Origin of the sequence: Halococcus agarilyticus (assembly GCF_000334895.1) — an archaeon.
In the GTDB taxonomy this organism is placed as follows: domain Archaea; phylum Halobacteriota; class Halobacteria; order Halobacteriales; family Halococcaceae; genus Halococcus; species Halococcus agarilyticus.
Genome location: NZ_BAFM01000014.1, coordinates 22,826 through 43,859, shown reverse-complemented (window position 1 = coordinate 43,859; position 21,034 = coordinate 22,826). Strand labels below are relative to the sequence as shown.

Sequence of the window (21,034 nt, the reverse complement as noted above, 5' to 3'; positions counted from 1 at the left end):
CTCAGGCCTCGGCTACGACCCGCTCACGTCGATCGCCGAGCGCGTCGCCGATCAGCGCCGCGTCCCGCGTCTCGGCCACGTCGTGGGTCCGGATGACGTGTGCGCCGCGCTCGACCGCCAGCGCGGTCGCGGCGAGGCTGGCCGGGAGTCGGCCCTCCGTCTCACGATCGACGATCTCGCCAAGGAAGTTCTTCCGGTTGATCGAAACCAGCATCGGCCGGTCGAGGTCACGGAACTCGCCGAGTCGCTGGAAGATCTCGCGGTCGTCCGCCAGGGTTTTCGCCTCGCTCCAGCCGCCGAAGGCGGGATCGACGATCGTCTTTTCGGTGAGTTCGCGGTCGAGTGCGGCGTGGATCTCCTCGACGGTGGTGAGCGCGCCGGGACGTTCGAGATCGGGCGGGCTCGCCATCTTCACCACCGCGGCCTCGCGCGCCTCGCAGACCCGTGGCATCTCGGGATCGGCGAACCCACAGACGTCGTTCACCATGTCGAAGCCCGCGTCGAGGGCGGCAGCGGCGACCTCGTGATACCGAGTCTCGATCGAGAACACCGCGTCGTCGCGGGCGCGCTCGATCGTTGCGAGCGCGGTGTCGAGTCGGTCGCGTTCCGCTTCGGGGGGGAGGACATCGAAGCGCTTGTTCGCTGATTCGAGACCGACATCGACGATGTCCGCGCCCTCGGCGATGAGGTCGTCGACGTATGCGGCCGCCTCGTCGGGGTCGGCGAACACGCTCGGATCGTAGGGTGACTCGTCGCTGACGTTGAGCACGCCCATGATCCGCGGGGGGTGGTCGTCGCCGATCGGGAGGCCGGCGGCGTCGACGGTCTGCATGGTGGATACGGGGGTTCCGGAGCCAAAAGCGGCCCGTTCCACAGACGCGCGACTTTTAGGCACGAGTCGACTCGTTCGAGTATGGGCAAGGTAAGCATCGGGCTGCGGGGCTGGCGGTTCGACGAGTCGGCGGTGTTCACCGACGACGGCGAGATCATGGCGATCGACGCGATGGACCCCGAGACCCGCCAGCGTGTGGCTCGGCTCCGGGAGGTGATCGGGTCGCCGTGTCACGCCTGCTGGCTGCTCCACGGCGACGAGAACCTCGATGCGTGCAACGTGGCTGCGGCGGTGTACGGCGAGCCCCTGAGCGAGGTCGTGGTCTGTGACGTCCACGAACCCGACTTCCTCTACTGGTATCGCGAGGAAGGTGGCAGTGAGCACCGCGGCGAGCCCGAACTCCAGGACGCCTTCCACGAGTGGTTTCTCGATGGCGGTCGCGCGCCGGAGGAGTACGAGAGCGTCGAACACGTCGACACCGATCCGACCGCGGTGCCCCAGGTATCGAGCACCACCTCGGCCGCCGAAGCCGAACGGGAGGCGAACACGGTCGACCTCGACAATCTCGACATCGACTGATGGCCCAACCTGTGGTCGCCGTCGTCGATCCCCAGACGCCGGGCAACGTCGGGACGATCGCGCGGGCGATGAAGAACTTCGGGTTCAGTGATCTGAAACTGGTCGATCCACCGGAACTCGACCCCGACGGCGAGGCGTACGGCTTCGCCGGCCACGCCCGCGAGGACGTCCTCCCGAACCACGACGTCGTGAGCTTCGAGTCGCTCGTCACCGACTTCTATACGATCGGTTTCACCGCGACCACGAACCGCGACGGGCGAAAGCACGTCCGCTATCCGTTCAAGACGCCCGCAGAGCTTCGCGAACACCTCGCCGGAATCGAGACCGATGTCGCGCTGGTGTTCGGCCGAGAGAGTACGGGATTATCGAACGAGGAGATCGTGCGGATCGACGAAGTCTGTTCGATCCCCGCGAGCCCCGAGTACCCCGTCCTCAACCTCGGCCAGGCCGCGACGGTCGCGCTCTACGAGCTCCGCGACCTGACGCTCGACGACAGCCAGCATCCCGACGAACGTCACGAGCGGGCCGACGAGCGTGCGCTCGAAGGGCTGTACGGCCAGTTCGACTCGTTCCTCGACGCGATCGACCACCCCGAGGAAAAACACGCGAAGACCGGTCGCCTCCTCCGGCGGCTGCTCGGGCGTGCCCACCCCACCGGTCGGGAGGTCACGACGCTTCGGGGACTGTTTCGCCAGGCCGAAGGGCGGATCGAGCGCGCTCGAAACGAGGACTGAGGCGGTTGCGGCAGCGGTGCGGTGGCGGTGCGAGCCTGGCGGATGAAGGGCGACGGCGCGAGCGAAGCGAGCGCCGGAGGGCTTCGGCGTTTGTTGTGCGGTGGCGGTGCGGGCCTCGGCGGGTCGAGGGCGAGCGCGACCGGAGGGAGCGCGAGGGCTCGGGCGGTGCTGTGTGGTGGCGGAGAGCGCCAGCAGCTCTACCGTGAGCGAGGCCGGAGGCCGAGCGAGCGGGTGTTTTTGATCGACATTTTTGCGAGGGGTTGAGCGCGCGAGCGGAGCGAGCGCGCGAACCCCCGAAGTAAAAAAGTGGGGCTTCAGCCGATATACCGAAGGTTGTCGTCGGTGGCCTGCTGGCCGCCCTCCATCTGCTGGATCTTCTGGACGACCTCCTCCATCTCGTCGGCGCGCTCTTCGAGCGAATCGAATCCGACTTCGAACCCGATGGCTGCTTCGAGGATTTCGAGCACGGCGCGCGCGCTCTTGGGATCGACGAGGTAGCCGCTGGTCTCGCCCATCAGACAGGCCGCGTCGAGGTCGCGGCGCTCACCGAGACCGAGAAGCAGGCCGGAGACGCCGACGATGCCGCCGGCGGGCTGGTCCTCGCGGAACTCGACGCCTGCGGTTTCGAGCTCGTCGATGACACCGTCGTCGGTCGCGGCTCCGATGACGTCGTACTCGTCGATCAGCTCGCCCGTCGGAACGCCGCCGAGCGCGAAGATCCGACCGATCCCGAGTTCGGTCGCGACATCGAGCAGGCGGTCGGTCAGGCGGTAGTGGCCGGTCGAGTCCTGGGGCTGGTGATCGCCCGTGAGCACGAGGAGATCTCGGTCGTCAGCCGTCACGGCGTGGAGTTCGGCGCACGCGAGCTGCGCGCGGCCGTCCTCGATGTTGACCTGGGGTGGGAAGTGCTCGGAGTAGAGCCGGCGGACCGGTTCGCTCTCGAACTCTTCGAGGAGGTGTTCGGCGGCGAGCTTGCCGACGTGGCCCACGCCCGGAAGTCCCTCGATCAACACCGGGTCGGAGAGCGACGGCTCGGCGAGCGTTTCGACGGCGAATTCGTCCATGGGCTATTCCGACTCGCGGCGCTTAAGAGCACGTCGGTACTCGCCGTGGGGGTCCTCGGGGTTGTAGGGGGCTGGCGCGCTGTTGACCGCCTGGCCGCCGCACTCGGGGCAGGTTTCGGCAAGCGTGTACACCGGGCGGTCGTGAGTCGATCGCCACGCCTCGCACACCAGAATGGAGGATTTCATTCGTCGGACGCTACTCGTCGTCGCTGCGGCGTTCGCGGTGGAACTCCGCGGTGCCGCGGTCGGTGATCGCACTCGACGCGCGCTCGGCGCTGGCTTCGAGCTGGCTCTCAGCGGTCTTGTAGTCGGGTGCCTGGACCCGGATGCGGTACTCGGGCGCGCCGACGTAGGTCACGTCGAGTTCGACCTCGTCGGGCACTTCCCCGTTGCCCGCGGCGGCGTCGAGCGCCTCCCGAACGACGTCGACGCCAGCGCTCTCGGCGCAGGTGAGGTCGACGTAGCCGCTGACGGTCACGTACGGGACCGAGACGTTCTCGCGGGCGGTCTCGACGATGGCGTCGATCTCGTCGTCGTCGAGGTCTGTTCCGTCGAGCGCTTCGGTGCCGTGGATGGCCGCCTCCTCGAAGCCCGCGTACAGCGAGCCGAACTCCGCGAGGAAGGCGTTCGCGACCGTGGCGTACTGCTCGTCGGCGATGTCCTCGCCGAACGCGATCGCCATCCAGTTGTCGGCCTTCCGTTCGGCCTTCCAGTCCTGAATCGTCTCCGAGCGCTGGTGGTCGTTGACGTCCTTGAGCGAGAGATCGATCTGCTGGGACGACTCGTCGACGTCCAAAACTTTGGCCACCACGGTCTGATCGAGGCTCACGTGGTCGCGGACGTTCTTGATCCAGCCCGAGGCGACCTCCGAGACGTGGACCAGGCCGCGTTTCTCCTCGTACTCCGAGAGGGTGACGAACACGCCGAAATCGGCGATCTCGTCGATCTTCCCGACCACGAGCTCGCCGGGGTCGGGCCACCCGCTGTAGTTCATGTCCCAGTGTCCGCGAGCTCGCCGCCGGCGTCGCGGCGCTCGACGGTCTCGATCACCTCGCCCTCGAAGGTCGCGTCGCCGCCGGTCGAGTGGGCGAGCGTCGTGCCACAGACCGCACACGCCACCGTGCTCGCGGCCTTGCCGAAGACGATCTGCTCGTTCTCACAGTCCGGACAGCGCACGGAGTAGAAGTTCCCCGCCATGATTACTCCTGAAACTCCACGCGGCCGGCGCGCCATCCTTCACGGAGGTGGGCGTTGCCGCAGTCGCTACACCGGTACTTGAGGTTGGTCTTCTTCGTGGGCTTGTCGCCACCGGGCACCTTCGAGAACTTCCCGGTGTTGCCGATGACGGAGGTCGCTCGCTCGCGCTGGCGATCGGTCCATTTCATCCCGGTCTCGCGACCGCTGCGGACCTTCTCGACTTCGTGTTCGTGGTGAGCGTTGCAGTGTGGGCAGTACGTGTTGAACCGACGTGGTATCTGCATGGTTACTGGATGGCGGTAGCGCATCGGAGGGTAAAACCCGTTCGGTGTCGCGCCGGGTCCGAAGCGCTTAGGTTCCCGTCGGGCGATGTCTCGGCATGAAGCGGCTCATCATCGAGGGCGATCCCGGCGTCCGGAAGGGCGGGATCATCGAACACGACGGCGAGGAGCTGGTCTGTTTCGGCATCTCCCGCCAGGGCGAGTGGCACGGCCCCAGCCAGGTCCAGCTGTGGTGTACGGTCGGCACCGAAGACGAGACCGAGGACTTCGAGCGCCGGAACTTCATTCCGATGCATCTCGACGTCGAGGCGATCGACGCCGACGACGTCACAGTCACCCAGCGCAAGGGCGAACTCACGGTTTGAGGGAACTCGTTTTCCACCGGGGGATCGCTCTATCGAGGACAAGCCATTTACCAGCGTCCACGCCGTACCTCTGACCGCTTATGAACGTACTCGTCGCTGGCGCGCACGGCAAGGTCGGTCAACAGATCATGGCGGTTCTCGACGGGAGCGATCACGACGCCACGGCGATGGTCCGCACCGACTCCTACGCATCCGATATGGCGGAGTACGACGCCGAGACCGTCGTCGCGGACCTCACTGCGGACGTCTCCCATGCGGTCCGGGGCCACGATGCGATCGTCTTCGCCGCGGGATCGAGCGGCGAGGACGTCGAGGGCGTCGACCGCGACGGCGCAATCGGGATGATCGAGGCGGCCGAAGAGCACGGCGTCGACCGGTTCGTGATGTTGAGCGCGATGAACGCCGACGATCCCGAATCGAGTCCCGACGCACTCGAAGACTACCTGATCGCCAAGCGGGAAGCCGACGAGCGGCTCCAGGCGAGCGAGCTGACGTACACGATCGTCAGACCCGGCGCGCTGACCGACGACCCCGCCACCGGCGAGATCAGGGCGGCCGCAAAGCTCGACCGGGGCGAGATCACCCGTGCGGACGTCGCCCGAACGCTGGTTGCCGCGCTCGATATAGAAGAGACGTACGGCGAGACCTTCGAGATCCTCGCGGGCGACGAGCCGATCGAGACGGCGCTCGAACACCCGACGGCGGACGCGTAGTCGGTCCGTCGCTCACCCGCCGCGTTGCTCGTCGTCTCAGCCGCCGAACTCCTCGTTCGTGATCCGGACGACGAGTGTGTCGTCGACCTCGCGGAGGTCGTACTCCGGGAGGCCGTTCGTGCGGACGGCGTACATCGGCTCGACGAGTTCGTCGTCGCTCACGCCGTAGATCTTGCAGTTCTCCCCGGTCTCGTCGGGAGCGATCCGCTCGTCGCGCACCGCCGTCGCGAGGTCCCGCGAGAGCCACTCGAACTCGTCGATCGAGGGATCGAGCACGAGCGCGTCGCTCGCAAAGCGGACGAGATACCAGTTGAGATCGTTGAGCAGCGATACCGCCGCACCGAGACTCACCGTATCGAGTGCGAGCGTGTTCGCGTGGGGCTCGCGCAGGTCGTACGTCGAGAGCGCCTCGCGGGCGGTCTCCCGGGAGAGCAGCTCGTAGCGCACCGCCACGTCCGGCGCGCCGACGATACAGACCTGGGTCACGCGAGAGCGCAGGCCCGGCCCGCCTAAAGCCGTTTCGTCGGCGGGTTCACCGGACACCGACTCCTGCTGCCGGTGTCCTCCGCCGTCCCGATCCGCGATCCACCGTCGCCGACACGGGATCGCCGTCCGCATCGTCGGGAGCCGAGCGCCGTCACTGCATCCTGCCGATCGATCCCTCGCCGAGCCATATTTACCCACGGTTGACAATAATCTAGGTGTCTAGCCGGTTTTGTTACGTACCTCGAACTCGTTGTGGTATCCACATGAGTCGCACAACGGACGGCGATCTGATCGAACAAAACGTATCGGACGTCTGTCGGGCGGTGCTCGGCGACCCGACCGGTGACGTCATCGCGATGGGCTTTTCGGCCAGCGGGGTCGAGGCGCTACTCGACGTGCTCGCGGAGGCCGACGACCCACCGTCCGTCCGGCTCCTCGCGACCGGACCGGTGCTCAAGACGGTCACGAGCGATTTCACCGTGGCGGGGACCGCCGCCGACCTCGTGGTGGCCGACGTCCTCTCGCTTCGCACGACGGACGAGCAACTCGATGGCCCGCTACTGTGCACCGAGGACGCGGTCGTTGCGGTGATCCCGACCGACGACCAGGCCGCCGGGCTCGTCACTCGCGACGAGACGTTCGTCGAGGCCGCGCGGGGCGAGTACACGGAGCGGTGGGACCGGGCCGACGCGTTCAGGCTCCGGACGCCGCCGCTCTCGCGCGTCCGCGAGACGCTCGACGGCGAGTTCGGCCCCGACGTTCGGGCTGACTTCGAGCAGATGCGTACCGCGCTCGGCACGGAACGGAACAACGGCGACAGCGAGGTCGACGAAGTGGTCGTCAGCCTGCTCGCCGCGGCGAAGAACGAACAGCTGCTCTACGACATCAGCACGTGGGGCGAGGACGTCGGGGTCGCCAGCCGCGCGACGTTCTCGCGCAAGAAGGCCACCCTCGAAGAGGGCGGCCTGATCGACACCGAGAAGGTGCCGATCGACGTGGGGCGGCCACGCCTGCGCCTCCTGCTCGGCGACGAGCGCCTCCGCGAGGCCGACACCGACGAGCTCGTGAGCGTCGCCGGGAGCATGCTCTCGACGGCGGGCTCGTAGCCCCCGTTCCACCCCGGCCATCACCGGCCGGCTGCCACCAGCCGCCGGCGTCACTCGGGCCGGGCCGTTATACCCGCGGCGCGTCAAGACGAGCCATGGCGAAATACTCCACCGGGGACGCTTCCGGCGACGGGGAGAGCTGCGAACTCTGTGGTGCGCACGACGCGGATCTCACGTCGGCGACCGTCGCGGGCGCGGAGCTCGATCTCTGCCCGAACTGCCTCGATCACGGCGAAACCGACGATCGCGGTGGATCGAAACCCAGCGGCGGTCGTGACGCCGATCAGGATCGCGACCGCCGACAACGCGCGGCCAAGAACACCGCGACGTTCACCGACACCGGCGGTGACTCCTCGCGGTGGGAGCGCGAGGGCACCAACTACGATCGGGACCAGCTCCCGTACCTCGTCTCCGACTACGGCGATCGGGCGAAACGGGCGCGCGAGGACGCCGACCTCTCCGTCGAGGCGCTCGCGGACGACCTCGACGCCCCGATCGAGGAGCTCCGTGCAGTCGAGGAGGGCAGAGCGGCGCGGGCGGACGTCGGCGGATCGCTCGTCAGCGCGCTCGAAGAGCGCCTCGACGTCACCCTCGTCGAGGAGTGAGTCGGCGGCGGAGTCGATGGACGGCGCTGACGGGGTGCCAGCGGACAGCCGGTTCGCGGAACGGGTAATTTTTGCCCGTCGCCGCCGTCCAGCAGGTATGAATCTCACCGACGAACAGCGCGCGATCCGGGACGTGGTCCGAGAGTTCGCGCGCGAGGAGATCAGGCCGGAAGCCGAGCGGGCCGACCGCGAGGAGGCGTTCCCCGAAGAAGTATGGAACGGGCTCGCCGACCTCGATCTGACGGGGCTCACAGTACCAGAAGAGTACGACGGGTTCGACGCCGACACGTTCACCTACAGCCTCGTGAACGAGGAGCTCGCGGGTGGGATGCTGGCGGTGGCGACCGCGCTCTCGGTCCACTGTCTCGCCACCTCCTGCATCGCGGAGTTCGGCGACGAGGACCAGCGCGAGCGGTGGCTCCCGGAGATGGTCGACGGCCGGCCCGTCGGCGCGTTCGCGCTCTCGGAACCGCACGCCGGCTCGAACCCCGCCGCGATGACCACCGAGGCCAGGCGCGTCGAAGGTGCTGGCGGGGACCCTGGCGACGAGTACGTCATCAACGGCACCAAGCAGTGGATCACCAACGGCGAGCGCTCCGGGGTGGTGATCCTGTTCGCGCGAACCGACCGCGACGACCCCGACTCGATCACGCAGTTCGTCGTCCCGAAGGACGTGGAGGGTCTCTCGGTCGGCAAGAGCGAGGACAAGCTCGGGCTGCGTGCGAGCGACACCACCAGCCTCGAGTTCGACGACGTCCGGGTTCCGGCGGAAAACCGGCTGACCGAGGAGGGACGGGGGCTGTCGGCGGCGCTCTCGATCCTGACCGGCGGGCGGGTCGCCATCGCCTCCCAGGCCGTTGGCCTCGCCCAGCACGCCCTCGACGAGTCGCTCGCGTACGCCGCAGAGCGCGAGCAGTTCGGCGACGCGATCGGCGAGATCCAGACCATCCAGCACAAGCTCGCGGAGATGCGCACCGAGACCCAGGCCGCACGACTTCTGACCCGCGATGCGGCGCGACGGGCGGACGCCGGCGAGGACCACCGTGAGGCCGCGAGCATGGCGAAGCTCTTCGCGGGCGAGACCGCGGTGTCGGTGGCGAACGAGGCGATCCAGATCCACGGTGGCTACGGCTACACCACGGAGGGCGGCGTCGAGCGGCTCTACCGCGACGCCAAGATCACCACGATCTACGAGGGCACGAGCGAGATCCAGAAGAACGTCATCGCGCGCGAACTCCGCGACTGACCCGCTCGCCCGGATCGAAGCCGACTTCTCCCAGCCGCCGTTTTTCCGGGTATGACCGTCACCATCCCCGACGACACGGACGCCGTCGTCTACGACCTCGACGGGACGCTCGTGCGCCTCGCCGTCGACTGGGACGCGGTCGCAGTGGATGTGGCCGACACGCTCGACGGTCGGGGCGTCGACACCGACGGGATGGATCTCTGGCGGATGCTCGAACGCTCCGAGGACCTCGGCCACCGCGACGCGGTCGAGGAAGCGATTGCCACCCACGAGCGCGAGGGCGCACGTCGCTCGGAGCGGCTGTCGTTCGCCGACGAGATCTCCACCACTCACCCGGTCGGTGTCTGCTCGCTGAACTGCGAGGACGCCTGCCGGATCGCGCTCGACACTCACGATCTCGCCGAGTCCGTCGCATGTGTCGTCGGTCGCGACACCGTCGCGACGTTCAAGCCCGACCCCGCACCGCTCCTGGCCGCGGTCGAACGGCTCGGGGCGAGCCCCGAGCGGACGCTATTTGTCGGGGATTCCGAACGCGACGCCGAGACGGCCGACCGTGCCGGCACACGGTTCGCCTACGTCGGCGACGGGCCGACGACGTTCTGAGACGGTCGTACGTACGTTTTACCGATAGCTACGGACAGGGATCGTTCCAGACACCTGGTTCAGGAGCCATCGAGGAACGCCACCGTCTCCTCGATGACTCGCTCGTGGTCTCGCAGGAATGAGTGGTCCTCGCCCGGGAGGATCACTAGCTCGCCCTGGGGCAACCCCTCGGCAATCCGTTCAGCACTGTCGACCGGGATGTTGTCGTCGTCGCCCTGGAGGATTCGGGTGGGGACGTCGACCGCGAAATCGCCGGGAGTCACCGAGGGCAGATGCTCCCATGCCTCTTCGGGGACGTCCTCGGCATCCTCCGCCAGGACCGCGGGTGCCCACAGTACCAGCCGGTCAACGCCCTCCGGCAGATGCTCCAGGGCCACCCGGCCACCGAAGCTCTTGGCGACCACGGTGATCGTCGAACAGCCTCGCGAGCGCAGGAAGTCGACGCCGGCCTCCAGTTCCGCGCGGAAGTCCTCCTCGGTCTTGCTCTCCAGTTCCCCAGGCGACATCCACGTCTCAAACCGGGCGACGTGGTGGCCTTCTTCGGCTGCCGTGCGGGAAAAGCGGAGGAACACGTCGCCGAACGGACCGTGTCCCGCCCCGGGCACCACCAGTACCCCGCGATCCGAGGACTCCTCGGCTGTGTTCAGTCGTCCCGGATACGCGCTGTCGCCGACTTCAAGCATGACGTCTTCGGACATCGCTCAACACAGTCGGGACTACGGGCACTAAAATATTCGGTTGTATGACATAAAGAGCTTCGTGCATTAAAAACTGTCGCTCAACCGGCGGCCAGCCGTCATCTATACGGATCACGACCGTGACACTACTCCTCGATCGTCCGCCGCGCGTAGCCGTAGACCGCCAGTGCGACGAGCACCCAGACGACTGCCCCGACCCGGATCGCAAAGGAGACGCGCGCGTTCCACGAGTCGAGGGGGGAACCGACCGAGAGGAGCGCGACGACGGGTGCGCCGACAGCGATCGTGAGCACGAACGTGGTCTGCATGACCCAGCCGTAGTCGACGCCCTCGGGATCGGTGGTCTCGACGGGGTCGGGCACGGTTCGAGGTCGGAGCGCGCGGCGATAAGCCTTTCTCGCCGGTCTGGGACCCGGCTGCGCGCGATCCTCGCACAGCGAACGAACGACGATACGGCCCGCTTATCGCGGGGCGAGATCGAACGCGTCGGCGAGCAGTTCGTGCGATTCCAGGACGTTGTCCGGGTCGGCGATCTGGTTCTGGATCACGACCTCGTCGACACCGACCTGCGCCGTCATCTCGTTCAACAGTTTCCGGATCGTCGACGGACTGCCCGAAATCTGGCGGGGCCACTCGCCCGGTTCGATCGGCATCGGCGTCGGTTCGGGCACCCCGCCGAGTTCCTCGATCGCCTCCTCGGCCGACCGGATCGGTGGCTTGTCGAGTTCGCCGCGCTGGAGCCGCCGGCGCGACGCCTCGGCAGTCGCGCGTCGTCTGGCCGCCTCTTCGTCGGTCTCGGCACAGGTGACGTTGGCCGCGAGCGCTCCCGTCGGCTCCGCCGGTCCGGCTCCATACTGGGAGGGTTCGAACCGATCGCGATAGGTCTCGAACGCCTGGACGGCTGGCCCGGGTCTGATGAACGACGCGAAACAGTACTTCAGCCCGAGTTCGCCAGCGATCGCGGCGCTCGACGGGCTGGAGCCGAGCACCCACATCTCGGGAACGCTGTCGCGCGAACGGGCGATGTTCAGGTCGTCGAACGGGTGGTCGTCGTCGAACCCGTCGTGGAGGTGGGCCGCGACCTCGTCGATCTTCTCGGCGTGGTCGTCGCTGCGGCGCTGCTGGCTCCGATCTTCCTGTAACGCGCGGTCGCTGACGGGGTTCCCCGTTGCTCGCCCGAGCCCCAGATCGATACGGTCGGGTGCGAGCGCGTCGAGCACGCCGAACGATTCCGCCACCTTGTACGGGCTGTAGTGGTTGAGGAGAACGGTACCGGAGCCGACCCGGATCTCGTCGGTCTTCGCAGCGACGTGGGGGATGAGCACCTCGGGCGTGGTGCTCGCGAGTCGGTCGGTGAAGTCGTGGTGTTCGGCCACCCAGAACCGCGAGTAGCCGAGCTGTTCGGCGTGCTGTGCCCGTTCGACGGTGTTTTCGAACGCCTCGGTTGCCGTGCCATCCTCCGGAATCGGTGCGAGGTCGACGATCGAGAGATCCATTCGTGGTGATTACTCCGGTGTCGGACAGTCGGCTTCGTCACACGCCGCTGTGAACGCGGCGACCGTGGTCGACGGGACGATCACAGGGCGTTTTCGATGCGCTCGTGGGTGGTGATCTCGACGCCGTCGCCGGTGATCGTCGCGAGCGAGAGCCCGTTGCCGCTCGCGGTGTCGCGCTCGACTGCGCTCTGGACGGCGCGGGCCGCGGTGGTCGCGGCGTCCTCGACGCTCATCCCCGCATCGTACTCCTGTTCGAGCACGCCGAGCGCGAACGGCGATCCCGACCCGCTCACGGCGTAGTCCTCCGCCATCACGCTCCCGCCAGGCCCGATGCTGTAGATGTGGCTGCCCTCAGCGTCGACGCCGCCGAGCACCGGCTGGACGATCCGGAACCCACCGCTCCGCAGGAGGTTCGACGTCAGGTTCGCGAGCGCTTCGAGGCTCATCCCCGTATCGCGGCGCGTCTCGTAGAGGCGGACCTCCGCGCGCAGCGAGTTCACGAGCGACTGCGCCGCGCTCACACTGCCCGAGATGGTGAGCGCCGCCGACGAGTGGATCTCGAGGATCTTGTCGGCGTTCTTGCTCGCCACGAGGTTGCCGGCGCTCGCGCGCCGGTCCGCGGCCAGCACGACGCCGTCCTCGGTCGTGAGACCGACGGTCGTCGTCCCCGTCTCGAGTTCGTCCTGCTCCCCGGCCCCGTCGACGCCTCCCTGGGACGGGGGCCCGAACTCGGGGGCGACGGCGCTGGCGTCGATTTCGGTACCGGTCGTCGGATGGATGTCGTCACTCATCGTCGTCTCCCACGTCGAGTTCGTCGAGATGGGCTTCGACCGCCTCCTCGTCGAGCGTCCGGTACCGCTTCGTTTCGACATCGATCGTCGCGATCGCCACCTCGCTCGGCTCGAACCCGTCCCGCACGGACGCGAGCGCCCGGAGCGCGGTGTGGATGCCGCCGTCGAGATCCGCGTCCGGCCGGTAGTTCGTCTCGAGGTCGTCGAGGATCGCATCGCGATCGGCACCGATCGCGCTCGCGCTCCACTCGGTCGCGGTGCCCGACGGGTCGGTCTCGAAGAGTCGCGGCTCGCCGTCGTCGACGCCCGCGACGAGCAGCGAGACGCCGAACGGCCGTGCACCGCCGGTCTGCGTGTACTCCTGAATGTGGTCGGTGACCGCCCCCGCGAGCGTCTCGACGTCGATCGGCTCGCCGTAGCGCAGGCGATCGACCTGTGCTCGCTGCCTGGCGAAGTCGACGAGCTGCCGCGCGTCGGCGACGTGGCCGGCCGACCCGATGGCGATGTGGTCGTCGATCTCGTGGAGCTTCTCGATGCTCGATCCCTCCATCAGCGGCGACCGGACGCGTTTCTCCGCGACGAGGACGACGCCCCCGTCGGTTCGAACGCCGAGACTCGTACTCCCCCGCTCGACCGCCTCACGGGCGTACTCGACCTGGTAGAGCCGCCCGTCCGGCGAGAAGATCGTCGTTCCGCGATCGTAGGCCTGCTGCTGGTTTTGTCCTTGCATGATGTGTCGTGTCGCTGCTCGAATTCACCAGAGGTTAGTGATTTTCGTATATAAAACCGTCGGTCAGTTGGATCCCGTCGATGCGGTCACCGACGGAGATCGAGACGGGCGTTCGGCAGCCTCTGAGCCGTCGACTGGACGGTTCGGCCGTCGCCGCAGGACCAGCCATTTATCGGCTCGGCTAGGGGCAAATACCGGGCGTGGTCCAACGGCTATTCGCTCGGCCGCCGTAGCGGTCGGGGTGGAGTACACGACACTCGGCGACACGGGGATGACCGTGAGCAAGATCTGCCTCGGCTGTATGAGCTTCGGCGGCTCCGGAGGCGGGGAGATGTTCGACTGGACCGTCGGCGAGGAGCAAGCCACCGAGGTCATCGACCGGGCGATCGAGCTCGGGATCAACTTCTTCGACACCGCGAACGTCTACTCGGACGGGGATTCAGAACGCATCCTCGGCAACGCCCTCGCGGAGTACGACCGCGACGAGCAGGTGGTCGCCACGAAGGTCTGGGGCCAGATGCGCGACGACGACCCGAACTCGGGCGGGCTCTCCCGGAAGACGATCGACCAGGAGCTGGAGAACAGCCTCCAGAGGTTAGGAATGGACACGGTGGACCTCTATCAGATCCATCGCTGGGATCCCGAGACACCGATCGAGGCGACTCTCGGGGCGCTCGACGACGCCGTTCGGCGGGGCAAGACCCGATATCTCGGGGCGAGTTCGATGTGGGCCCACCAGTTCGCGGACGCGCTGCACGCGAGCGATCGTCTCGGCTTCGAGCGCTTCGCGACGATGCAGAACCACTACAATCTCGTCTATCGCGAGGAGGAACGCGAGATGCTGCCGCTCACACGGAAAGAAAACGTCGGCGTGATCCCGTGGTCGCCGCTCGCGGGTGGCTACCTCGCTCGCCCGCACGAGGAGACCGACGCAATGCGCGAGATGACTGCGGATCGGTACGACACCCCGCAGAGCCGGGCAATCAACGAGCGCGTCCAGGAACTCGCCGACGAGCACGACGCCAGCATGAGCCAGATCGGGCTGGCGTGGCTGCTCCACAGAGACGGCGTGACCGCACCGATCTACGGCACGTCGAGCGTCGAACATCTGGAGGACGCAGTCGAGGCGGTCGAGCTCGATCTCTCGGACAGCGACGTCGAGTACCTCGAAGAGCCGTACGAGCCGATGGCCGTCCTCGGCCACGAGTAGCGGATCGTCGTGGACCGTCGTCGGGGGATGGTTCCCGACGGGAACATCGATTCCCGCCTGTTCACGGTGTGGATTCGGAGCCGTTTACTCCCGTCGCGTGTGAGAGTCGCCCATGCCGACGACTGTGCGGGAGTTCCGTGCGGGGACCGGGGCCGAGACGCCACTCACGATGTTGACCGCCTACGACGCACCGACGGCGGCGGCCTGTGAGGCTGCAGGTGTCGACGCGATCCTCGTCGGCGACAGCATGGGCAACGCCGCCCTGGGATACGACTCGACGCTCCCTGTCACCGTCGAGGAGGTCGCGAGCCGGACCGGCGCGGTCGCGCGCGCCACCGACGAGCCGCTCGTGATCGCCGACATGCCCTTCCTCAGTTTCGGCGTCGACGAGACAGAGAGCCTCCACAACGCCGGTCGAATGCTGAAGGAGGAGGGCGCACACGCCGTCAAGATCGAGAGCGGCGCTCATACCATCGAGCTCACCGAACGACTCGCGGCGGTCGGGATTCCGGTGATGGCCCACCTCGGACTGACGCCACAGAAGGTCAACCAGCTTGGATACAGTCGTCAGGGGACTTCCCAAGAGGCCGCGAACGAGATCGCCCGTCTCGCACGCGAGCACGAGGACGCGGGCGCGTTCGCGCTCGTGCTCGAACACGTCCCGGCGAACCTCGCGGTGGGGATCACCGACGACCTCTCGATCCCCACCATCGGGATCGGGGCCGGCCCCGACTGCGACGGCCAGGTGCTCGTCGCCAACGACGTGCTCGGGCTCGGCGACCGCCAGCCCCCCTTCGCCGAAGCGTTCGGTGACGTCCGCAGCGAGATGGAAACAGCGGTGTCGGGCTACGTCGACGCGGTCGAGAACGGCGAGTTCCCGGCCGAGGAACACAGTCACGTCGAGTCGGAGCTGGACGACCTCTACTGAGGCGGCCGACGACGGCCGGGCGGTGCGGTCCTGGTGTCTGCGGTCGCTCCGCGACCGCAGGACTCAGGAGAGCGTTGCTCTCCTGGTGGATGAAGGGCGACGGCGCGAGCGGCGGGCGGCGCGAACGTAGTGAGCGCCGCCAACGAACGGGGAGCGGAGCGACCCGTGAGTACTGAGCGCGTGCTGAGGGCTTCGGCGGTGCGTGTGGTGGCGGTCCTCGGTGGATCGAGGGCGAACGACCATCGGGAGCGAGGGCTCGGGCGGTGCTGTGCGGTTGCAGAGCGGTGCAGTCGTGGAGAGCGCTAGCGTACCCACCGCGAGCGAGCGTAGTGAGCGAGCGGGTGTTTTTCGTCCACCGGAGGACGCGAAGCGTCTTCCGAGCCCTGCCTCGCTGCGCTCGGCAGGACAGGTTTTTGCAGAGGGTTCGACCGAGCGTCATCAGAACGCGAAGCGTTCTGCTTGGCAGTCGGAAATCGAAGATTTCTGACGACGTCCGCAGGCGCGAGGGAGGACCCTCTGTAAAAAAGTGGGTTCTAGTACTTGGGCTCCGCGCCGGTGAGCGCGTACACCTCGTCCATGAGTGCGTCGCGGGACTCCTGCCAGGCGTCGAACTCGGTGGGTGAGGAGGGGTAGTCGTCGTAGAGGGCCTTGACCTCGGCGGCCTTGCCCTGGACCTTGTAGAGGTCGTACAGCGTCTCCCAGTGGCCGTAGGTCTTGAGGATCGTCTTGAGCTTGAGGCCGAGGCTCATCGAGGCGGTGCCCTCCTTGCCGAGCGCGTCGATGATCTGCTGGCTCGGCATCGAGGTCAGGATGTTCACGAGGTCGTCGACGTCGTTCGCGCCGCCGAAGATGTTGTAGACGTCCATCGCGGCGAAGCGCTTGCCGAAGTCGCGCATCACCTTGTAGTTGTACTCCCAGAGCTGCTGTTCGCTCGCGTCGCCCGAGGAAACGGCCTCGACGGCCTTCGTCGCGGCCCAGTGGCCGGCCTTCGCCGCGCCCGGGATCCCGCCGCCGGTGGTGGGGTTGACGTGGCCAGCGGCGTCGCCGACCGCCATGAAGCCTGGCGCGACCGCCGAGTCGTACGGCCGCCGCGTCGGGAGCGCGGCCCCGAGCTTGCTCTTGACCGTCGCGCCGTCGAACTCCGGGCGCTTTCTGAGGTCGTCTTTCAGGACCTCGACCAGCTCCATCGGCGACTTGTTCATCTGGAACCCCAGTCCGGCGTTGATCTCGGTGCTGGTCCGGGGGAAGTACCAGAGATAGCCGAGCTCCTCGGTGGGCTTGAAGACGAGCGAGTCGTCCCAGTCGACGGGGGAATCGACCTCGACGACCTCGCGGTAGGCCGAACAGAACTGCGAGTAGTTCACGTTGGTGTCGAAGGTGGTCCCGTCGAAGTCGACCTTGTCCTGAAGCAGGGAGAGCGAGCCCGCGGCGTCGATCACCACGTCGGCCTCGTAGGTCGTGGGGTCGCCCTTGCGGACGGTTTCGACGCCGGTCACGCGACCATTCTCCTGAACGACGTCCTTGACGACGGTGTCACAGTGGAGCTCCGCGCCGGCGCGTTCGGTCTCCTCGACGATCACCTCGCCGTAGCGCTTCCGATCGACGACCGCACCGTTGCCCGGAAGCGGGACGTCGATGTGGTCGCCGGTCTGTGGGTTCTCGAAGCGCGCCTTCTCGATGTGGTCGTTGGTGAACGCCTCCTCGTGGAGGTAGTCGAGGTCGATGACGTCGGGGAACGAGCTGGTTCCCTTGATCGCGTCGCCACAGGCGATGTCACCGACGTCGGCCTCGGGCTTGCGCTCGACGAGAGCGGTCGAGACCCCCTCTCGTGCGGCGGTCGCGGCGGCGAACGCGCCCGCGGTCCCGGCCCCGACCACCACAACGTCGTACTGTTCGGCTGTCATTGTCCGTCCCGTTATCCGTCGGATTATAAAAAAGGGTCGTCTCTCGCGGCCGTCCGTCGTCGATACGTCCCATCGAGGATCGGACGCGACGGCCTGGCGGCTACAGCTCGGGGGCGGCCGTCCGTTCGTCGTCGCGTTCGCGCCCCATGATCAGGGAGTTCTCGATGAGGGTGCCGTGTGCCCGGCGGAACCGCTCGGAGAGCGCCTGGTGGGAGATGTCGAGCTCGTCGGCGAGATCCGCGACCGAGACTCCTCGGGGGACCTCGTAGAACCCGTGTTCGAACGCCGTGGTGAGCGTCACGGACTGATCGTCGGTCAGGCCGTATCGACCGTGGCGCTCGTTGTCCATCTCGTAGATCGTTTCGATGTCGATGTCGATGTCGTGACCCTCACAGGACTCGTAGGTCCGGGAGAGCGAGGCGCGGTCGGGAAAGAGGATCCGGAGCTGCCACCGGCCCCGCCCGCTGTGTGCGTCCAGCACCGTCGCCCCCTCTTCGACGATCGCGTGGACGACGAACTGGACGTGCGAAACCCACTCCATCCGGTAGAGCCACTCGTCGTCGAGCTCCGAGAGGAGTTCGATGTCGACCACGCTGGGGTCGTCGGCGAAGGCCGCTTCGAGCGCTGCGCGGTCCGGTGCGGTCACCCACACGAACGGCATGACGTGGTCGTCGTCGTGGGCGACCACGCGCTCGACGTCGAACGTCGCCTCGGGCACCGCTTCGAGGGTGTCGCCGAGCGCGAACGTGGTCGCCCCGATCGAGACCTCGGAGATCGTGCTCATTCGTACCAATATAATACTACGGCTTGCAATAGCTGTTGGGGTGCAGCGGTCGGTCGGTTCGGGCGATCGGACGAACCCGTTCTTTTCAAGTGTCTCAATCCACTACCCGTGTGCAACCCAATGAGCGAGGACTTCTATTCGGTGCTCGGCGTCTCCCGGGACGCGAGCGAGGACGACATCAAGCAGGCCTACCGGAAGAAAGCCGCCGAGTACCACCCCGACGTCTCCGACGACCCGAACGCCGACGAGAAGTTCAAGAAAGCGAAGCAGGCGAAGGAGGTGCTGACCGACGACCAGAAGCGCCAGGCCTACGACCAGATGGGTCACGAGCGCTTCGAGCAGGCCGAGAAACGTGGCGGGTTCGACGGCGGCGGTGCGGGTGGCGCGGGCGGGATGGGCGGCATGGGTGGCATGGGCGGTGGCGACCCGTTCGGCGGCGCGGGCGGCCAGGGCGGTCTCGGCGACATCTTCGAGCAGTTCTTCGGCGGCGGTGCGGGCGGCGGGGGTGGCGGTCGCAGCGGCCCGCGCCAGGGCCCCGATCTCCGGACCGACCTCGCGATCGAACTCGAAGAGGCCCACGAGGGCGTCGAAAAACAGTTCACGGTCGCACGACCCGAGACCTGTCCCGACTGTGGCGGCTCGGGCCACCCCGACAGCGCCGACGCCGAGACCTGCCCGGAGTGCGAGGGCCGCGGCCAGACCACCCAGGTCCAGCAGACGCCTCTCGGAAGAGTCCAGCAGACCCAGACCTGCCGCCGATGTGAGGGTGAAGGGACCCTCTACAGCGAGACCTGTTCGACGTGTACCGGTGACGGCCAAATTCGCAACGAGGCCACCCTGTCAGTCGAAGTTCCCCCCGGGATTCGAGACGGTCAGAGCCTCCGGATGGAGCGCGAGGGTGCACCCGGCGAGAACGGCGGCCCCAACGGCGACCTCCTGATCGAGATCAGCATCCGCAAGCATCCCGAGTTCGACCGCGACGGCGACGACCTCGCCCACCGGGCCGCGATCTCGTTCCCGCAGGCCACCTTCGGCACCACCGTCGAGGTCCCCACGCTCAATGGCAGCGTCGAGATGGACATCCCGTCGGCCACCCAGAGCGGCGAGACGTTCCGGCTCGAAGGCAAGGGGATGCCCCGACTGCGCCGACGTGGCAACGGCGACCTCTTCGTGAAGGTCCAGATCGTGACGCCCGAGGAGATGAACGACGAACAGCGCGAGGCGCTCGAAGCGTTCGCCGAGGCGGGCGGCGAGGAAGTCGAAGTCGCCGAAGGGTTCTTCGAGAAGATCAAGAGCTCGCTCTAAACGACTTTTTTCCTGCGGGGGGATCGCGCTCGCTCCCTTCGGTCGCTCACGCGACCCCCCTTGCAAAAACCTCGACGAAAAACACCCGCTCGCTCACTACGCTCGCTCGCGGTGGGTACGCTAGCGCTCTCCACGACTGCACCGCTCTGCAACCGCACAGCACCGCCCGAGCCCTCGCTCCCGATGGTCGCTCGCCCTCGATCCACCGAGGACCGCCACCACACGCACCGCCGAAGCCCTCAGCACGCGCTCAGTACTCACGGGTCGCTCCGCTCCCCGTTCGTTGGCGGCGCTCACTACGTTCGCGCCGCCCGCCGCTCGCGCCGTCGCCCTTCATCCACCAGGAGAGCAACGCTCTGTTGAGCCTCGACTCACTCTGTTCGTCGAGACGCCAGGGCCGCACCGCCACCGCCACAACCGCTACCGTCTCGTGAACCACCCCCAATCAGCCCGATTCGCCGGTTCCCGAACGGCTTTTCGGTTAGTGGCCATGATTGGTGGTGTATGTCTCAAGAGCAACGCAGTTCCGAGAGCGCCCCGCGCGCCGACGAGATGCCGATGCTGGGCCTCGGCACGTGGCAGAACGAGGACCCGGAACAGTGCGCCGAGAGCGTCCGCACGGCGCTGGAGACGGGGTATCGACATATCGATACCGCCCAGGCGTACAGCAACGAGGAGGCCGTGGGCGAGGGGATCGAGGGAGCGGACGTCCCGCGCGAGGACGTCTTCCTCGCGACGAAGGTCTGGAAGTCGAGCCTGAGCTACGACGACGTGATCCACAGCACGACCGAGAGCCTCGACGAACTCGGCGTGGAGTCGGTCGATCTCCTCTACGCCCACTGGCCGGCCGGCGAGTACGACGCCGAGGACACCCTGCCGGCGTTCGCCGAGCTGAAGGATCGCGGCGCGATCGACCGGATCGGCGTCTCGAACTTCGAGCCCGAGCATCTCGACACCGCCCACGAGGTCCTCGACGAGCCGATCTTCGCGAACCAGGTCGAGTGTCATCCGCTGCTCCCACAGGACGAACTTCGGAGCTACTGCGACGAGCACGACATCGAACTCGTGGCGTACTCGCCGCTCGCGCGCGGCGAGGTCTTCGAGGTCGACGAACTCACCGAGATCGCCGCAAAACACGACGCGAGCGCGGCCCAGGTCAGCCTCGCGTGGCTCCGCGAGAAGGGCGTCACCGCGATCCCCAAGGCCACAGGGAAGGACCACATCGAGGACAACTGGGACTCGCTCGACGTCGATCTCGACGACGAGGACATCGAAACGATCGACGGGATCGACAGGGAAGAACGGCAGGTCGATCCCGACTTCGCGCCCTGGTAAACCTCGGACCGCTTCCGAAAGCGCTTATTTTCGCCGGGCCGT

The 21,034-nt window shown here is 67.2% G+C and carries 26 protein-coding genes; 12 read left to right on the top strand and 14 right to left on the bottom strand.

Going from position 1 to position 21,034, the window contains the following annotated elements; genetic code table 11:
- Position 1: 1 nt before the first annotated feature.
- On the bottom strand, positions 2-832 hold the full coding sequence (gene folP / locus TX76_RS12035; RefSeq protein WP_049902744.1) for a dihydropteroate synthase: 831 nt from the start codon (positions 830-832) through the stop codon (positions 2-4).
- 81 nt (positions 833-913) lie between these two features.
- On the opposite strand from folP, the gene TX76_RS12030 reads away from it, so the two are divergent.
- Both TX76_RS12030 and TX76_RS12025 read left to right on the top strand, forming a co-directional pair.
- Positions 914-1,411 carry a hypothetical protein gene (locus TX76_RS12030; protein ID WP_049902743.1) on the top strand — a complete coding sequence of 166 codons (498 nt, stop codon included), beginning with the start codon at positions 914-916 and terminating at the stop codon, positions 1,409-1,411.
- Positions 1,411-2,145, top strand: a complete 735-nt coding sequence (locus TX76_RS12025) for an RNA methyltransferase (RefSeq protein WP_049902742.1) — start codon at positions 1,411-1,413, stop codon at positions 2,143-2,145. Before TX76_RS12030 ends, TX76_RS12025 begins: the two co-directional genes overlap by 1 nt.
- A gap of 314 nt (positions 2,146-2,459) precedes the next feature.
- Here TX76_RS12025 and TX76_RS12020 read toward each other — a convergent pair whose 3' ends face one another.
- The 5 genes from TX76_RS12020 to TX76_RS12005 are packed head-to-tail and all read right to left on the bottom strand — an operon-like array spanning position 2,460 to position 4,690.
- Positions 2,460-3,209 carry a proteasome assembly chaperone family protein gene (locus tag TX76_RS12020; protein WP_049902741.1) on the bottom strand — a complete coding sequence of 250 codons (750 nt, stop codon included), beginning with the start codon at positions 3,207-3,209 and terminating at the stop codon, positions 2,460-2,462.
- Positions 3,210-3,212: 3 nt separating this feature from the next.
- The gene (locus TX76_RS17130) at positions 3,213-3,395 is read right to left on the bottom strand and encodes an RNA-protein complex protein Nop10 (protein WP_079890820.1); all 183 of its coding nucleotides are present in this window, start codon (positions 3,393-3,395) and stop codon (positions 3,213-3,215) included.
- Positions 3,396-3,405: 10 nt separating this feature from the next.
- Positions 3,406-4,203, bottom strand: coding sequence for a translation initiation factor IF-2 subunit alpha (locus TX76_RS12015; RefSeq protein ID WP_049902740.1), 798 nt, complete (start codon positions 4,201-4,203; stop codon positions 3,406-3,408).
- On the bottom strand, positions 4,200-4,406 hold the full coding sequence (locus tag TX76_RS12010; RefSeq protein WP_049902739.1) for a 30S ribosomal protein S27e: 207 nt from the start codon (positions 4,404-4,406) through the stop codon (positions 4,200-4,202). Before TX76_RS12010 ends, TX76_RS12015 begins: the two co-directional genes overlap by 4 nt.
- A gap of 2 nt (positions 4,407-4,408) precedes the next feature.
- The gene (locus TX76_RS12005) at positions 4,409-4,690 is read right to left on the bottom strand and encodes a 50S ribosomal protein L44e (protein WP_049902738.1); all 282 of its coding nucleotides are present in this window, start codon (positions 4,688-4,690) and stop codon (positions 4,409-4,411) included.
- A 95-nt stretch (positions 4,691-4,785) separates the two neighbouring features.
- Between TX76_RS12005 and TX76_RS12000 the strand changes: the two genes are divergently transcribed.
- Positions 4,786-5,052, top strand: coding sequence for an HAH_0734 family protein (locus TX76_RS12000; protein WP_049902737.1), 267 nt, complete (start codon positions 4,786-4,788; stop codon positions 5,050-5,052).
- A gap of 80 nt (positions 5,053-5,132) precedes the next feature.
- Entirely contained in the window at positions 5,133-5,765 is a 633-nt protein-coding gene (locus TX76_RS11995) for an SDR family oxidoreductase (protein ID WP_049902736.1), read from the top strand.
- 36 nt (positions 5,766-5,801) lie between these two features.
- Here the strand turns inward: TX76_RS11995 and TX76_RS11990 are convergent, their stop codons facing one another.
- Positions 5,802-6,251, bottom strand: a complete 450-nt coding sequence (locus tag TX76_RS11990) for a DUF5804 family protein (protein WP_049902735.1) — start codon at positions 6,249-6,251, stop codon at positions 5,802-5,804.
- A 263-nt stretch (positions 6,252-6,514) separates the two neighbouring features.
- On the opposite strand from TX76_RS11990, the gene tbsP reads away from it, so the two are divergent.
- From tbsP to TX76_RS11970, 4 genes are all read left to right on the top strand, one after another.
- Positions 6,515-7,357, top strand: a complete 843-nt coding sequence (tbsP, locus tag TX76_RS11985) for a transcriptional regulator TbsP (RefSeq protein WP_049902734.1) — start codon at positions 6,515-6,517, stop codon at positions 7,355-7,357.
- 95 nt (positions 7,358-7,452) lie between these two features.
- The gene (locus TX76_RS11980) at positions 7,453-7,962 is read left to right on the top strand and encodes a helix-turn-helix domain-containing protein (RefSeq protein ID WP_049902733.1); all 510 of its coding nucleotides are present in this window, start codon (positions 7,453-7,455) and stop codon (positions 7,960-7,962) included.
- 97 nt (positions 7,963-8,059) lie between these two features.
- A complete protein-coding gene (locus TX76_RS11975) occupies positions 8,060-9,208 on the top strand; it encodes an acyl-CoA dehydrogenase family protein (RefSeq protein WP_049902732.1) in 1,149 nt (382 codons plus the stop codon).
- A gap of 51 nt (positions 9,209-9,259) precedes the next feature.
- A complete protein-coding gene (locus tag TX76_RS11970; RefSeq protein ID WP_049902731.1) occupies positions 9,260-9,811 on the top strand; it encodes an HAD family hydrolase in 552 nt (183 codons plus the stop codon).
- A gap of 59 nt (positions 9,812-9,870) precedes the next feature.
- On the opposite strand, the gene TX76_RS11965 is transcribed toward TX76_RS11970, so the two are convergent.
- The 5 genes from TX76_RS11965 to psmA all read right to left on the bottom strand — a co-directional run bounded on the left by TX76_RS11965 (position 9,871) and on the right by psmA (position 13,526).
- The gene (locus TX76_RS11965; RefSeq protein WP_049902730.1) at positions 9,871-10,509 is read right to left on the bottom strand and encodes an alpha/beta hydrolase; all 639 of its coding nucleotides are present in this window, start codon (positions 10,507-10,509) and stop codon (positions 9,871-9,873) included.
- Between the two features lie 125 nt (positions 10,510-10,634).
- Positions 10,635-10,871, bottom strand: a complete 237-nt coding sequence (locus TX76_RS11960; protein ID WP_049902729.1) for a DUF5822 domain-containing protein — start codon at positions 10,869-10,871, stop codon at positions 10,635-10,637.
- Positions 10,872-10,970: 99 nt separating this feature from the next.
- Positions 10,971-12,005: an LLM class flavin-dependent oxidoreductase gene (locus tag TX76_RS11955; RefSeq protein WP_049902728.1), complete on the bottom strand. Its 1,035-nt coding sequence runs from the start codon at positions 12,003-12,005 to the stop codon at positions 10,971-10,973.
- 80 nt (positions 12,006-12,085) lie between these two features.
- A complete protein-coding gene (psmB, locus tag TX76_RS11950; protein ID WP_049902727.1) occupies positions 12,086-12,796 on the bottom strand; it encodes an archaeal proteasome endopeptidase complex subunit beta in 711 nt (236 codons plus the stop codon).
- A complete protein-coding gene (psmA, locus tag TX76_RS11945; RefSeq protein ID WP_049902726.1) occupies positions 12,789-13,526 on the bottom strand; it encodes an archaeal proteasome endopeptidase complex subunit alpha in 738 nt (245 codons plus the stop codon). Before psmA ends, psmB begins: the two co-directional genes overlap by 8 nt.
- Positions 13,527-13,767: 241 nt before the next feature.
- Between psmA and TX76_RS11940 the strand changes: the two genes are divergently transcribed.
- A complete protein-coding gene (locus TX76_RS11940) occupies positions 13,768-14,736 on the top strand; it encodes an aldo/keto reductase (RefSeq protein ID WP_049902725.1) in 969 nt (322 codons plus the stop codon).
- Positions 14,737-14,848: 112 nt separating this feature from the next.
- Entirely contained in the window at positions 14,849-15,664 is an 816-nt protein-coding gene (gene panB / locus TX76_RS11935) for a 3-methyl-2-oxobutanoate hydroxymethyltransferase (RefSeq protein WP_049902724.1), read from the top strand.
- A gap of 533 nt (positions 15,665-16,197) precedes the next feature.
- Here the strand turns inward: panB and TX76_RS11930 are convergent.
- Positions 16,198-17,568: a geranylgeranyl reductase family protein gene (locus tag TX76_RS11930; protein WP_049902723.1), complete on the bottom strand. Its 1,371-nt coding sequence runs from the start codon at positions 17,566-17,568 to the stop codon at positions 16,198-16,200.
- A 100-nt stretch (positions 17,569-17,668) separates the two neighbouring features.
- On the bottom strand, positions 17,669-18,352 hold the full coding sequence (locus TX76_RS11925) for a helix-turn-helix domain-containing protein (protein ID WP_049902722.1): 684 nt from the start codon (positions 18,350-18,352) through the stop codon (positions 17,669-17,671).
- A 120-nt stretch (positions 18,353-18,472) separates the two neighbouring features.
- On the opposite strand from TX76_RS11925, the gene dnaJ reads away from it, so the two are divergent.
- Together dnaJ and TX76_RS11915 are read left to right on the top strand one after the other, a co-directional pair.
- Positions 18,473-19,657 (top strand): molecular chaperone DnaJ, encoded by a 1,185-nt coding sequence (gene dnaJ / locus TX76_RS11920; RefSeq protein ID WP_049902721.1) that lies wholly within the window; start codon positions 18,473-18,475, stop codon positions 19,655-19,657.
- Between the two features lie 504 nt (positions 19,658-20,161).
- Positions 20,162-20,992: an aldo/keto reductase gene (locus tag TX76_RS11915; protein ID WP_049902720.1), complete on the top strand. Its 831-nt coding sequence runs from the start codon at positions 20,162-20,164 to the stop codon at positions 20,990-20,992.
- The last annotated feature ends 42 nt before the right edge of the window (positions 20,993-21,034 follow it).